This window comes from Bradyrhizobium sp. IAR9 (assembly GCF_013408065.1).
Lineage (GTDB): Bacteria > Pseudomonadota > Alphaproteobacteria > Rhizobiales > Xanthobacteraceae > Bradyrhizobium.
This window is the reverse complement of record NZ_JACBZW010000005.1, coordinates 37621-51435: the sequence shown is the minus strand read 5'-3', so window position 1 is coordinate 51435 and position 13815 is coordinate 37621. Positions and strand designations below refer to the sequence as shown.

Annotated in this window: 13 protein-coding genes; 2 read left to right on the top strand and 11 right to left on the bottom strand. The window is 65.3% G+C overall.

Annotated features, from left to right (window positions below; genetic code table 11):
- Positions 1 to 83: 83 nt before the first annotated feature.
- The 6 genes from GGD67_RS15080 to GGD67_RS15055 form a co-directional block, all read right to left on the bottom strand.
- Positions 84 to 833, bottom strand: a complete 750-nt coding sequence (locus GGD67_RS15080; protein WP_179733960.1) for a phosphorylase — start codon at positions 831 to 833, stop codon at positions 84 to 86.
- Positions 830 to 2827, bottom strand: coding sequence for a squalene--hopene cyclase (shc, locus tag GGD67_RS15075; protein WP_179733958.1), 1998 nt, complete (start codon positions 2825 to 2827; stop codon positions 830 to 832). Before shc ends, GGD67_RS15080 begins: the two co-directional genes overlap by 4 nt.
- A gap of 64 nt (positions 2828 to 2891) precedes the next feature.
- A complete protein-coding gene (gene hpnE, locus GGD67_RS15070; protein ID WP_179733956.1) occupies positions 2892 to 4148 on the bottom strand; it encodes a hydroxysqualene dehydroxylase HpnE in 1257 nt (418 codons plus the stop codon).
- Entirely contained in the window at positions 4148 to 4987 is an 840-nt protein-coding gene (gene hpnD, locus GGD67_RS15065; RefSeq protein ID WP_179733954.1) for a presqualene diphosphate synthase HpnD, read from the bottom strand. Before hpnD ends, hpnE begins: the two co-directional genes overlap by 1 nt.
- Positions 4977 to 5861 carry a squalene synthase HpnC gene (gene hpnC / locus GGD67_RS15060; RefSeq protein ID WP_179733952.1) on the bottom strand — a complete coding sequence of 295 codons (885 nt, stop codon included), beginning with the start codon at positions 5859 to 5861 and terminating at the stop codon, positions 4977 to 4979. The genes hpnD and hpnC overlap by 11 nt, the downstream gene beginning before the upstream one ends.
- A gap of 193 nt (positions 5862 to 6054) precedes the next feature.
- Positions 6055 to 6288 (bottom strand): hypothetical protein, encoded by a 234-nt coding sequence (locus GGD67_RS15055; protein ID WP_018315694.1) that lies wholly within the window; start codon positions 6286 to 6288, stop codon positions 6055 to 6057.
- Positions 6289 to 6748: 460 nt separating this feature from the next.
- On the opposite strand from GGD67_RS15055, the gene GGD67_RS15050 reads away from it, so the two are divergent.
- Positions 6749 to 7246 carry a hypothetical protein gene (locus tag GGD67_RS15050; protein ID WP_018315692.1) on the top strand — a complete coding sequence of 166 codons (498 nt, stop codon included), beginning with the start codon at positions 6749 to 6751 and terminating at the stop codon, positions 7244 to 7246.
- 92 nt (positions 7247 to 7338) lie between these two features.
- The gene (locus GGD67_RS15045; RefSeq protein WP_018315691.1) at positions 7339 to 8172 is read left to right on the top strand and encodes a hypothetical protein; all 834 of its coding nucleotides are present in this window, start codon (positions 7339 to 7341) and stop codon (positions 8170 to 8172) included.
- On the opposite strand, the gene GGD67_RS15040 is transcribed toward GGD67_RS15045, so the two are convergent.
- The 5 genes from GGD67_RS15040 to eutC form a co-directional block, all read right to left on the bottom strand.
- Positions 8138 to 9352 (bottom strand): MFS transporter, encoded by a 1215-nt coding sequence (locus GGD67_RS15040; protein WP_179733950.1) that lies wholly within the window; start codon positions 9350 to 9352, stop codon positions 8138 to 8140. The genes GGD67_RS15045 and GGD67_RS15040 overlap by 35 nt on opposite strands.
- A gap of 11 nt (positions 9353 to 9363) precedes the next feature.
- Entirely contained in the window at positions 9364 to 9525 is a 162-nt protein-coding gene (locus tag GGD67_RS15035; protein ID WP_157644186.1) for a hypothetical protein, read from the bottom strand.
- 68 nt (positions 9526 to 9593) lie between these two features.
- A complete protein-coding gene (locus GGD67_RS15030; protein WP_283814128.1) occupies positions 9594 to 10376 on the bottom strand; it encodes a class I SAM-dependent methyltransferase in 783 nt (260 codons plus the stop codon).
- A 75-nt stretch (positions 10377 to 10451) separates the two neighbouring features.
- Positions 10452 to 12818 (bottom strand): RND family transporter, encoded by a 2367-nt coding sequence (locus GGD67_RS15025; RefSeq protein WP_179733946.1) that lies wholly within the window; start codon positions 12816 to 12818, stop codon positions 10452 to 10454.
- 208 nt (positions 12819 to 13026) lie between these two features.
- Positions 13027 to 13812 (bottom strand): ethanolamine ammonia-lyase subunit EutC, encoded by a 786-nt coding sequence (gene eutC / locus GGD67_RS15020; protein WP_179733944.1) that lies wholly within the window; start codon positions 13810 to 13812, stop codon positions 13027 to 13029.
- Positions 13813 to 13815: the final 3 nt, after the last annotated feature.

Below are 13815 nucleotides of genomic sequence, written 5' to 3'. Positions count from 1 at the left end.
CGTGACGACGATCACGCAATTCAAAAAGAAAGGCCCAGTCACACGACCGGGCCCTTATCCTCTTGCGTGCTCGCAGAAACTGCTCAGGCCGCCTTCGACACCATTACCTCGCTCTCGATGAGCTCCGTGCCGATCAGATAGTCGCGGCAGCCGCGCAGCGAGCGCAAAGCGCGGTTGAAGTCGATGCCGGTCGAGACCAGCGCATGCAGCGTTGCCGGATTGCGCACGATGCCGCGCAGGACGGCCGCGAGGTCGATCTGGCCGTTCGGCTTGATCGCGGCACGGGCGAGCGCCGGCAGCGCGCGGTGGGCGGGGTCACTGATGACGCGGACCGCGGCAAAGGGCAGCCCGGCCTCGGCGGCGTAGGCGGCCGCGATGTGGCTTTCCATGTCGACGGCCGAAGCGCCCGTCTCCGAGTGCAGCGCCGCCTTGCAGGCGCGCTTGGTGACCACTTCCTCGGCACCGGCGAGGCTGCCACGCACCACGCGGCGACGGCCCGAGGTCAGGCGGTCGATCAATTCGTCGCCGAGCGAGAGCCCTGCGGCCCAACGGGTGTCGCCGTCGAGCACCTCGGTCGCCAGCACGACGTCGCCGGAGCGCAAGCTCGGGTCGAGCCCGCCGGCCACGCCGAACGAGATCACGCCGCGAATCGTCTCCGGATCCACCACCGTCAGCAGCGCCCGCAACTGGGTCGGGCTGCTGGACGAACAAATAACCGCCATTCCGGGCCCGGCTGCGATGCGGGCCTCCTGAACCAGTCCGGTCACGATCAGTATCGGCCGCGGGTCGATGGCATTACCCGCGGTAAGATAGTCCCCCGTCCCCAAAGTCACATTCCGACCCCTACCACCCTGCTGTTGGTGTTCCGCAAGTTCCGATACCGCGCCAACGCCCACAGCGGGAAGAACTTCGGGTAACCATGATATCGCAGATAGAATACACGCGGAAAGCCTGTGGCGGTGTACCGTTGCTCGTCCCACAGTCCTTTTTTGTTCTGTGTTGCAATCAGGTACTCCACCCCGCGGGCGACGGCCGGGTGATCAACCTCGCCTGCCGCCATCAGGGCAAGCAAGGCCCATGCCGTTTGCGAGGCGGTCGAGGGGGCGGCCTCCCATCCCCGGTAGTCGAGGCGGTAGCTGACGGCGTCCTCGCCCCAGCCGCCGTCCTTGTTCTGGATCGAGGCCAGCCAATCCGCGGCCTTGCGAATCATGGGATCCCCGTGGTCGACCCCGGCCATGTTGAGGGCGCAGAGCACCGACCAGGTTCCATAGATGAAATTCATGCCCCAGCGGCCGTACCAGGAGCCCTCAGGGTGCTGGGTCTTCCGCAAATAGGCGACCCCGTCGGCCACGTGCTTGCTGGTCTTCTCGGTCTCGCCGAGCTGGGCCAGCATCGAGATGCAGCGCGCCGTGACGTCCTCGGTCGGCGGGTCGAGCAGCGCGCCATGGTCCGAGAACGGGATGTTGTTGAGATAGTATTCGAGATTGTTGACGTCGAAGGCGGCCCAGCCGCCATCGTCGCTCTGCATGCCCTCGATCCACTCCCGGCCGCGATCGATCGCGGCGTCGTAGCCGGTCGCACCGTGCTCCCGGCGCATGCGGTCCATCGACATCACCACCACGGCGGTGTCGTCGAGATCGGGGTAATGAGCGTTGTTGTATTGAAAGGCCCAGCCGCCCGGACGCACGTCGGGCCGCTTCACGGCCCAGTCGCCCTTCAGCTCTAGCTCCTGCTTCGGGATCAGCCAGTCGAGGCCCTGCTTGGCTGCCGGCACCGCCTTGTCGCCGCCGGCTTCCAGCAGCGCATGCGCCGTCAGCGTCGTGTCCCACACCGGCGAAACGCAGGGCTGGCAATAGGCTTCGTCGTCTTTGATCACGAGCAGCTTGTCGATGCCCCGGCGTGTGATCGCGCGCGGCGGGAAGTTCTCGTCCTTGCCGAGCGCGTCGTACATCATGACGATGTTGGCCATGGGCGGGTAGATCGCGCCCATGCCGTCCTCGCCGTTGAGCCGCTCCTCGGTGAAGGCGAGCGCCGCATCGATGGCGCGCTTGCGCAAGGCCTTCGGAAACATCGGCTCGATCACGCGCAAGACGGCGTCGAGCGAGCGAAACAGCACGAACCAGGCCATGCTTTGGTGCGGCGCCTTCGCGGTCATGCCGATCGAGCGCGGATCCTGCAGGAATAATTCGTCGATGCCGACGCCCTTCGGATTCTTGGCGAGCGGCTTCAGCGCTGCGAGCACCATCAACGGCACCATCGTGGTGCGCGCCCAGTATGAGATCTTGTTGAGGTGGAATGGCGACCAGAATGGCAGCAGCACGATCTCGATCGGCAGCACCGGCACCGCGCGCCAGGTGACGACGCCGAACATCGCCAGCAGGAAACGGGTGAAGACGTTGCTATGAATCGCGCCGCCGCGGGCGTGAATGGCCTCGCGCGCGCGCACCATGTGCGGGGCGTCGACGGGATCGCCGATCATCTTCAGCGCGAAGTAAGCCTTCACGCTGGCGCTCATGTCGAACTCGCCGTCATGCACCAGCGGCCAGCCGCCATGGGCGCCCTGCACGCGGCGCAGATAATTGGCGATCTTGGCTTCGAGCACGGCATCGACCGGCTCTGCCAGATAGTGGCGCAACAGGACGTATTCGGCCGGAATCGTGCAGTCGGCCTCGAGCTCGAACACCCAGTGGCCGTCCGCCTGCTGGAAGTCGAGGACGCCCTGTGTCGCCGATGCAATGCTCGATTCCAGGATGCCCGATTGCAAGATCCCTGGTTGCAAGGTCCCTGGTTGAAGGGCTTCGCGGCTGGTCGCGTTCACGGAATCCATCTCGCTCGATTGCTCCGATAGTCGATTGAAATTGGCCGGGACGTCTGCCCGTCAGGGCCGCCTTTCAGGATCCTTTGGCGGCGAGAACCAGATCGGCGGCGCGATCACCGGATCGAACCGATCCCTCGATGGTTGCAGGCAATCCCGTAGCAGTCCAATCCCCCGCGAGGAACAGGTTTTTCAGCGCAGTGACCGGCCCCGGACGCAGGGCATTCTGCGCCGGCGTCGCCGCAAATGTGGCACGACGCTCGCGCACGATCTGCCAGGGGGGCAATTCGCCGGATACCCCGCCGGCCTTGCACACGTCGTTCCAGATCGCCTGCGCGAGTTCCTCGCGCGGCATGTCGACCAGCCGGTCACCGTTGCTGATGGTGACGGACAGCCGGTTCGGGAACGCGAACAGCCATTCCACGACGCCGCCGATCACGCCCAGGATCGGCGCCGAACCCGGCGGCGGTGTGATCCGGAAATGCGCGTTCACGATGGCGCGGAATTCGGTCGGGGTCTTCACGCCCGGCAGCAGGCTCGCAGCAGCGCGCGGCGGCACCGCCATCACGACGACGTCCCCCTCCTCGATCTGAACGACATCCTCGCCGCCGAAATTCAGCGCGCTGGCCTTGCCGTCAGTGCTGGTGAAGGACCGCAGCTCATGGCCCAGCTGCACGGTATGGCCACGGTCCTGCAGGAACTTCACGGCCGGCTCGATCAGCACGGCGCTGAGACCATCGCGAGCGATCAGGGGACGGCAGGCCTGTCCGCCGGCAAGCAGCGTCTCGCGCACGATGGCGCCGGCAAGCCCGGCCGAGCCCTCGGGCGGATCGACGTTGAGCGCCGCGAGCAGCAGCGGCTGCACCAGACGCTGATAGAGCACGCCTTCACAAGGAATGGATTTGCCGACCAACGTGTCTTCCGACGCCCAGATCAGCGGCGCCAGCTTCAGATAATCGGTGAGGCCCGTGTCGGGCACGCGGCGGCCTTCGTCGAGCACCCAGGTCGGCAGACGACCATTGCCGAGATCGATCTGCCAGCGCTGCCCGGTCTTGACGTCGACGAAGGGAAACTGCGCGGTTTCAGGACCGACGAGGCCCGCCTCGGTGCCGATCGAACTTGCATAGGCGCGCGCGTGGCTATTGCCCGACAGCAGCAGATGATTGCCGTTGTCGATGGTGAGATTGGTGGCGCCGTCGAAATAGGAACGGCAACGGCCGCCGGCCTGCTGCGTCGCCTCGTGCACGGCGACCTTGAAGCCGGCATTGGCGAGCCGCACGGCGGCGGAAAGGCCGGAAATCCCGGCGCCGATGATATGTGCTGTCTTTTGCATCAGATGAAAGCGTAGCGGAGCAGGATCAGGATACGTGTGACCTTCGACACACGCACCGGCTGGCGCGGCGCGTTGAAGCCGCGCGCAATCAGGAGATCCAGAATGGAATGATAGTATTTCGACATGATCCGCGGCGCGCGCACCGTGCGGCGCTTGTTGCGGTTCATGATCTCGTCCGACTTCTCGAAATGCGCCTTCGCACGCTGCGTCAGCGGCAGGCAGACCTTCGGCAGCGCGCGCTCGGCGATCACGCGGTTCGGATCGTCGGAGGTGATGCCGGCATGCAGCAGCGCCTCGCGCGGCAGATAGAGTCGGCCAAGGTCAGCGTCTTCGTCGATGTCGCGCAGGATATTGGTGAGCTGGAGCGCGCGGCCCAGATGATAGGCGAGCTGGATGCCGTCTTCCTCGGGCAGGCCGAACACCCGCACCGACAGCCGTCCCACCGCGCTGGCGACGCGATCGCAATACAGATCCAGCGTCGCCATGTCGGGCGCGCGGATGTCCTGCGGCACGTCCATCTCCATGCCGTCGACGATGGCGAGGAAATCCTCGCGCTTGAGGCCGAAGGTCTTCACCGAGCCGACATAGTCCTTCAGCCGCGGCGGCGGATTGCCCTGATAGAGCGCGTCGATGTCGTTGCGCCATTCCTGAAGCGCGGCGAGCCGCTCCGCGCGCGGACCGTCGGAATCGGCGATGTCGTCGACCTGGCGGCAGAAGCTGTAGATCTGGAACATCGCTTCGCGCTGGTCATGCGGCAGGATGCGCATCGCGGCGTAGAACGAGCTGCCGGATGCGGTCGAGCCATAATTGGCGCCGGGCGAGGTCGCCTCAAGCGTCATGTGCAGTCCCCGGTCTGGAAATGGCCTTGCGTCCGATTGCGCGGCGGCCGGCCTCGCCGATCATTCCGGCAAGGCTGAAGATGAGCAGCTCGAACTTGTTCAGGTGCACCCGCTCGCGCAGGGGATCGCGCACCTTCAAGAGGCGCACGATGCGATCGGCATAGGCCTGGATCACCGCGACGTCGACGCCGAGGCGGAAATCCCGGATCTCCGCAGCCAGCGACCTGCCCTCGTCGAGCAGCGCTTCGTTGCGCGACGCAAGCGCCTGCAGGCAGGCCAGCATCGCCGGCGGCGACTGCGAAAGCCCGAGTTGCTCCACGGAGGCACCGTGTGCTGCCAGCGCATCGCGCGGCAGATAGACGCGGTTGAGCTCGCGGAAATCCTTGCCGCAATCCTGAAGGTGATTGTTGATCTGCAAGCCTGCGCAGAGCGCATCCGATGCGGCCCAGGTCGAGGTGCTCTCGCCGTGGACATCGAGCATGAAGCGGCCGACCGGCATCGCCGAGTAACGGCAATAGTGGATGACCTCGTCCCAATTCTCGTAACGCAGCTTGGTCACGTCCATGCGGAACGCGATGAGCACGTCGAGCGCATGGCGCGGCGCCATGCCGCGCTCGGCCAGGGCACGGCGCAGGATGACGGCCTCAGCCTGGGTCTCGCCCTTGCCGAGCAGCTCCGCCTCGAGCAGGTCGAGATAAGCGAGCTTCTGGTCGGGCGGCAGGGTCGCGTGGTCGGCGATGTCGTCGGCGGTGCGGACGAAATTGTAATACGCCAGGATCAGGGCGCGATGACGCGGATGAATGATCCAGGACGCGACGGGAAAATTCTCGTCGCGGTCACCCTTACCGGATCGCAATTCGCTCGCAGAGGTCATCGAGGGCTGGTTTACAATCGTTTGGACAGGAAGGGCTTCTTCGCTCGCGCGGGCTCATGCCGGCGATCCGCCGCGGCCCCCATATAGGGGAATACGGCCGCAAAACCAATCCTGTCTCTCGATGGCTGCCCCTTGCGGATCGGGCCCGAAAAGGCGGCCCGGAGGCCGCCTTTTTGTAGGCCAGTGGCCGAGCTTACTGGTTGTGGGTCTTCAGGACCTGGTCGCAGGCCTGCGAGATCTTGGCCCGGTTCTCCTTAAGGCAGGCCAGGATGGTGAAATCGCCCTGGTCGATGACCGGACGGCAGAACTTCTGCACGTCGCGCGTGCAGGCCTTCTGCTCGGCGTCCGTGCCACGGCCCTGCTGGGCGAACGCCGCCGTCGAAACAGAAGCCGACAGCAGGGTGAGAGCGACGAGAAGCTTACGCATTGTATTCCTTCATTCTGACGGCAGAATCGCACCGGACCCGGACTGCACAGGGCGGACGACCGGAACGGATTGTTCTGATGGCATGTCGCCGCGGGAGGTGCGGCCTCAGAGAAGGCACAAGCACTGGCAAATGCGGCCAAATTGGCGCCACGCCCACCAAATCAGGTCTTCCCTGCGCCTTCATTGGCAGATGTAAGAGATTGATACTACGTCATAATTCGGAAGCACTGCGTTTTACTGCATACCTGTTGCAGAGCTGCATCTGTCCGCCCCGCCTTTCCCGCCGGAAACACGCAGAAACAGGGCAAATCGACCGGTCCAGGACTGGCGAGAGGCGTCGTGAACCGCCATCTCTGGCGGCCGGGCTTTGAACCTGACACTGGCTCGGAGCACTAAACTTTCGATGTGGCGAGACGTTATCGCGCGTAAGCGGGCGTCGTTCCAAAACGGGATATTTGAAATGAAATTCTTTGGGCGATCTGGACTGGCAATCAAGGCGGCCGGCATCGGAGCGGCGCTGCTCTTCTCGGTTTCGGCAGGCCACGCTCAGTCGTCCGGCCCCTTTGCCGGTTTCGACGGCGCGTGGACCGGCACCGGCACGGTGTCGCTGTCCGACGGCTCCACCGAGCGCATTCGCTGCAAGGCCGACTACAAGGTCGCCGGCAGCGGCCTCAATTTGAAGCAGGCTCTGCACTGCGCCTCCGACAGCTACAAGTTCGACCTCACCAGCGACGTGACGAGCCAGGGCGAGCGCATCTCCGGAAATTGGAGCGAGTCCAGCCGCAACATCTTCGGCAACCTCCAGGGCACCGCCGGCGGCGGCCAGATCGACGTGTTCGTCGAGGCCAACGGCTTCGCCGCCAACCTGTCACTGCGCACCAACGGCACCAAGCAGACGGTGCAGATCTCTTCCAAGGGCGAGATCCGCGGCGTCAACATCACCATGACGAGGAGCTGATTTCGTCCGGCTTCAATGGAATCATGGCCCCCGGTTCTCGCGAGCCGGGGGCTTTTTGCTGACATGAACTCACCCGGAACGGACTTGCCGAGATGGACCCGATACGCAGGCATCTGCTCAAGGCCGCCGGGCTCTTCGTGGCCTCTCGCGCCTTCGCCAATGATCAGCAGGGAGCGAACATGCAGCCTTCGTCCGTGAAGCCGCGTCACGTGCTCTGCTTCCTCGGCAGGAACGACAGCCTGCTGCGACCGCCGAAGGCGGTGGCCAAAACCATCGCCGATTTCGGCTTCGAGATCGACCGCAGCTATTCGCAGGCAAAACCCGATCCGCACATGGAGCGGTCGTTCGGGGTGTGCTGGGACCGCGTCTTTCCGAAGGCATGGTCCGCGGCGGACGAGGCGGCGGTCGCCAATCACAAGGCGGTGCTCTACGTGCTGAGCCCGCGGATGGATCAGGAGAAGACCGCTGCCGGTTCGGCCGCAGCGCTGCAGATCGTGGACGAGATGTTCGACGCGGGCGCGGTTGCCGCAAAGGGCGAAAGCGCCGGCGTCGCACACGGCGTCGCGCGCTGGCGCAGCCTCGCCGATCAGGCGCGCAACGGCGCGAAGACGGACCAAGGCCTTCGCATGACGCCCGCCGTCGCCAAGGCCTGTCGCCTCGCCTTCGCCAAGCGCCCGCTCGCCGGCGATCGCTACTTTGAGAGCGTCGGCTATCACCTCGTCGGCCTGCCGGAGGTCTATGTCGCGAAATCGCGCGGCAACGAATGGTCCGCGGTGATGCTGATGGAGGAGATCGCCAACGCCATGGCCGAGCGCGGGATCGATGCAACGCTGCGCGATCGCAAGCTCATGCTGTCGCACGAGCAGGACTACGCCGAGAGCGATTTCAAGTTCAATCCGTACGGGATCGTTCGGATCGACGCGTGAGCGGGACAACAGCGACCAGCAGCCCGAGCAGTCCGTAGGCGCCCGCCAGGACCAGGATCAGGCCGCTGTCGCCGGCAGTGTCGACGGCAGCGCCGGTGAGCGGGCCGCCCAACATTCCGCCGATGCCGCTGGCGAGCGTAAAGGCTGCGCTGCCCGCCAGCAGGGTCGGCCCGCCGAAACGATCGCCCAGTTCGGCAAGCGCGACGGTGGTGACGCCGTATGCGCACGCGCCCCAGACGAACAGCAGTATGAACAGCATGAGCAGTCCCTGCTGGACGGCAATGGCGAGCAGGACAGCGCCGGCTGCGGTCGCGGCTGCACACCCCAGGAGCACGAGCCGTCGCGGACACCGGTCCGCAAGCCAGCCGATCGGAATTTGCAGAAACACGTTGCCGCCATTGAGCACGGCGAGGCCAATCGCCATCGCCTGCTCGGAATAACCGTTCCTCATCCCGAAAGCCGGCAGAAAGCTCAGCGTGGCATGATCGAACAGGGCAAAAGTCGCGACCGCCGCGAGAAGCACGGGCGCGCACGGAATGAAGCTCGTGATCGGCGTGCGCTCCTTGACGGAGAAGCTGGGTAGCCGCGTCGCGAAGATGGCCGTGATCAGCGCAGCGGCGAGCAGGGCCAATATGCCGACCGCGAATGGCCGCCACCCCGAGGAGCCCGTAAGCGCAAGCGCGAAGGGCCCAAGCGAGAAACCGGCGGCCAGCACGCCCGCATAGAGTCCCATGACGCGGCCGCGATAGACCGGCACGGCGATCTCGTTCAACCACGCCTTGTTGACGATGTAGAAGCCGCCGATGGCGAGACCAAGCACAAACCGGGCCGGAAACCAGATCCATAGCGTGCGAAAGACCATCATCAGAGCGAGTGCTGCGGCCGCGATCAGGGCAAGCCCAACGGCAGCCTTGTAGGCACCCGCTCCCTGCACGAGACGCGGCACGCAAAGCGCGGAGCTCAAAAGCCCGATCGGCATCATCGCGGCATTGGTGCCGATCAAAAGGCCGCTGAATTGCTCGCTCTTGAGAACGAGAGCGAGCAGCGGCGACGACAGGCCGACCGCGACCGCGAACACGCCCACCGTTGCGGTCACGAGGGCGACCTTCGCCCAATCCGGCGCATCGACGCTGTCGACGCCACCTCCAGACACAGCCTCATGGGCCGGCTCAGCGCGCATGTCGCCCATCCTCAGAGCTGAAGCGCGCCATCGATATGGTTCCTCAGCGCGTTGTTGGTTCGCACGTCCACCTGCTGCATCGGCAGCGATGCGGACCAGCTCCCCGCAGCTTGCAGTTGAACAAGATGGAGCCGCAAAAGTTCATCAGCACTGGGAAAGTCTGCGTGTTCCATCAGACTTTGCGGTTGCACTGGCCGGACGTCAGCTTCTGCCGGCCGCGATCGACGCGATCAGTCCAGGATCAAATCGGCCTGGCGACGCATTCGCATCGGCACCTGAAATAGATCGAGTCTGGGTCCTCTCCCCACGCGTCCCAGCCGGCTAGCGCCGCCTGAATTTCGTCATCCGTCGCGAGCCCCTTGCGGACGAGTTGCGGCCCCAGGCTAAGCAGGCTCCGCCGCGCATCGGCAACAGCTTCGCTGCGGCTGACGGCATCGGCACTGTGGTTGACATAGCTGGCGCCGGCCCAGACCGGCGTGAAGCCGTGGGCGCGAAGAATCGAACTCTGCCGACGGCCGAAGAAGAGCGCCCCCGGCTCAACGTGCTCGTACCAGCGTTGCCAGAGGTCCAGCGCGAGGTGCACGCCGTCGATTTCGGGGTGAAGAATGTTGCCGCCGGCATCGGCATCGCGCGTTGCGACGAAGCCACCCGGCTTCAGCACCCGCCGCGTTTCCGCCAGCGTCCGCATCAGTGTCGACCGGCTCTGATGGTAGAGCACCGCGTGAAAGAACACGGCGTCGAACGATCCATCCTCGAACGGAAGCGCAGTCATGTCGGCTTCGACAAAGGCCAGATTGGTCGAACCCGCCTTGACCGCGAGCTCGTTGGCGGCCGCAATCGCCTTCGGCGCGATATCGACTCCGACCGCCTTTCCGACAAAGCCCGCGAGCGCCGCCGTGATGGTCCCGGGCCCGCAACCGGCGTCGAGCAGGATCATGTCCGGCGTCAGGAACGGGATGAAGAACGCAGCGGAATCGCCGCCTCGCTTCTGCTGAAACTGCACGATTGAACTGTCGTACCGCATTGGCCGCATCCTCGGCCGGAACACCGGCGCAGTTGTCCAGGCTGCGCCGATTCCATGTCCGATGGATGAAGCCGCTCAGATCGCCGGCTTGTCGGTCCCCTGCAGCCTGGCGTGCAGATTGATCAGCCACATCGCCGTCGGCCGCAGGATGAAGAGGTCGGCGACCAGCGCCATCACCATCGAGAAGGCGCTGAGCCAGCCGAACAGCCGGAGCGACGGCAGATCGGAGAACACGGTGACGACGAGGCCGCAGGCCAGCACCACCGTGGTCAAGATCAGCGCCGGCCCGACCAGTACGGTCGCCCGCTCCACCGCGAGCGCGGAGCCGACACCCGGCTTGCTCTCGAGCCGGAGGCGGTTGAGGAAGTGGATGGTGGCGCTGAGGCCGAGACCGAACGAGACCGTAAGCGCGACGACGCTGGCGAATTGCAGGCCCTCGCCCATCGCCCACAGCACCGTTCCCGACATCACCACCGGGAAGATGCCCGGCAGGATGCAGGCGAACATCACCACCCAGGAGCGGAACGCGAGGCCGATGAAGATCGCGACCAGCGCGAATTCGACGGTGAGCCCGCGGTTCAGCTTCTCGATCATGCTGGCCGAGTTGCGCGCGGCGATCGCGGCAAGGCCGGTCACCGCGACCTCGTAGCCCGGGTGCTTCTTGCGGACGGCGTCGAGCTCGGCATCGAGCTTGTCGACGATCGGCAGAAGCTGGCTGGAATCCTTGTCCGGCACGCGGCCGGCGACCACCACCGCGTCCTGCTCGGCATCGATGAAGCGCCGCACCAGATGCTCGGGAATGACGCTGACATATTCCTTCAGCGTGGCGACGTCGGCGCTGCCGGCCTTTTCCGCAAGCCAGCGGCGCAGGGTCTCGACCGACCAGACATTGCCGACACCGGCCGCCTTCTCCACGGTCGCATGCACGTCCGCGATGGTCTGCAGAGTCTCCGGCGAATAGAGCGATTCACCCTTGGGGAACTGGATCAGCACATTGACCGGGTTGGCGCCGGTGAGCTTGGCATCGAGCCGGTTGCTGGCAGCGACCGCCTGACGCTTGTCGGGCACCTGGTCGGCAAGCCGGTAACGCGGCTCCAGATTGGCGTAGATGACGCCGAGGCCGCCGACGAACAGCACTGCGATCAGGCTGAACAGGCCGGGCCGGCCCACCATCCGCACCGCGATCCAGTAGCAGAAATTGCGCAGCGCCTGGACGCCGGCATCTGCGCTCTGGAATTTGACCGCGAACGTCTTCTCGTTGCGCACGAGCAGCACGCCGAACACCGGCACCAGCGAAAGCACCGCAACCAGCGCGATGATGGTGGCGGCGAGGCCCGCCTCGCCGAACTTGCGGATCAGGTCGGAGTTGGAGAACTGCAGCGCGATGAAGGAAATGCCGGCGGTGCCGTGCGTCAGCACGCAAGCCGGGCCCACCACCAGCACCGCGTTCTTGAACGCGGTGAACTTGTCCTGGCCCGCGATCAGCCGGTCGCGCGCGGCGAAGGTGAGCTGCATCGAGTCCGAGAAGCTGATGACCATGATGAGCGGCGTCATCACGTTCAGGAACATGTTGAGATTGAAATTGGCCCAGCCGAGCGCGCCGAGCGCCAAGAGGATCGCGATCATCGGCGGGAACGCCGCGGCGACCATGAACGAGATCTTGCGGAAGAAGATGATGGCGATGATGCAGCCGGCGAGGATGCCGAGGATGTTGTAGGTCAGCCCGTCGCGCTCGACGGCGTTGCGGATCTCGAGCTGCATCACCGGCACGCCGGAGAGCTGCACGTTGAGACCGGTATCGCTGAGATCCTCCTTCATCAGCGCGCGGATGTCGCCGACGGTCTTGGTCAGCTTGCTGGACGCCACCACCTCCGGATCGAGCGACAGCACGACGAGCGCCAGCGTGCCGTCTTCCGACAACAGCTTGCCGCGGATGATCTCGTTGTTTTTGACGGTCTCGATGAACTTGTCGTAGTCGGCGCCTTCGGGCAGCTCGGCCGGGAACAGCGCCGCCGGCAGCTTGCCCGGCGCCGGCGCCTGGCGTGCCGAGAACAGCGAGACCAGCCCGCGCGTGCCTTCGACCAGCTGCAGGTCGGTGATGAAGTCGCGCAGCTTCTCCAGATTGTTCCGGGCCAGCAGGTTCTTGCCCTCGACCACGACGAGGACGTCGAATTCCTCGGCCGGGAACTTCTTGGTCACCTCTTCATATTGGTGGAATTCGCGACTGTCGGAGCGAAACAGCTGCGACAGCGAATCGTCGATCTTGATCCGGTGGATGCCGAACACGGCGCCGACGATCAGGACGAGCAGGACGATGCAGGAGACGATCGGCGCCCGGACGGCGATCAGCCCGATGCGCTCCAGCCCGAAGGCGATCGAGGACGTAGGTCCCTGCTCGACCTTGTCGACATGAACCTCATTCTCGCTGTGCTTTTCGAGCATGCCTTATCCAGTTCCTAAATCGGCTCGGTCTGAGAGCTTATTGCGCCCCGCGAACGGCTTGAAAACGCCATAGCAATGGGAGGCTTGCCCTTTGAAAATGCGCGGAAAATCGCCGCCCGGGGTTTAGCAGGTCAATCACCCTTCTCGCAAGCAGGCGAAGTGTGGGCAAATCGATCAAGATGCGGCGATTTCGGGGCCTGACCACAGGTCATCCCGGCGAAGATGTGCCAATTCGACGCGGCGCGCGGTCGGCGCTCTCGTCCTTCAGCGCCACGCCGGTGACCTGCCGGGCCAGCCCCTCGCGAACCAGCCAGGCGATCTTGAAGGCGGCCTCGTCGTAGCTCAACCCAGCGTGGTGGATATTGGACACGCAATTTCGCTCGGCGTCGGTGCGGCCGGGCTTCGGCGCAAAGGTCAGATAGGCGCCGAGGCTATCGGGCGCGGACAGGCCCGGCCGCTCGCCGATCAGCATAAGGGCCATGCGCGCGCCGAGAATGGCGCCGATCTCGTCGCCGAGCGCGACGCGCGCGCCTGAGGCGACGACGACATGGCCGACCGCGACGTCGTCCCCTTCCGCGAGCAGCGGCAGCAGGCGCCCCACCAGCCCCACCGCATGGGCGTGGACCGCCGCCGCGGACAGGCCGTCGCCGATCACGAGCGCAAGCCGGCACGGCGCCGAGGCCGCTCGTGCCAAGACCTCGGCCGAGCCGGGGTCGAGTCGTCGTCCCAGATCCGGCCTCCGCAGATAGTCTTTGCGGTCGACCGCCTGGCTCTTCACCTCCGTGACGGCAAGGCCCAGCGCGCCGAGATCGGCGGCCAGACGCGGCGCATCGAAGGCGGCATGCACGGCATCGCGGGCGCGGGCATGATCGAGCGTGAAATCGAGCAGCGCCTTGGTCGGCACGCTCGCGCCGCTGCGGCCGAGTGCCACGCGCGCGGGCGTGAACGCCCGCAGATCGAGGGTCGGACGGCGCGGCAGGGCCGGATCAGACATGTC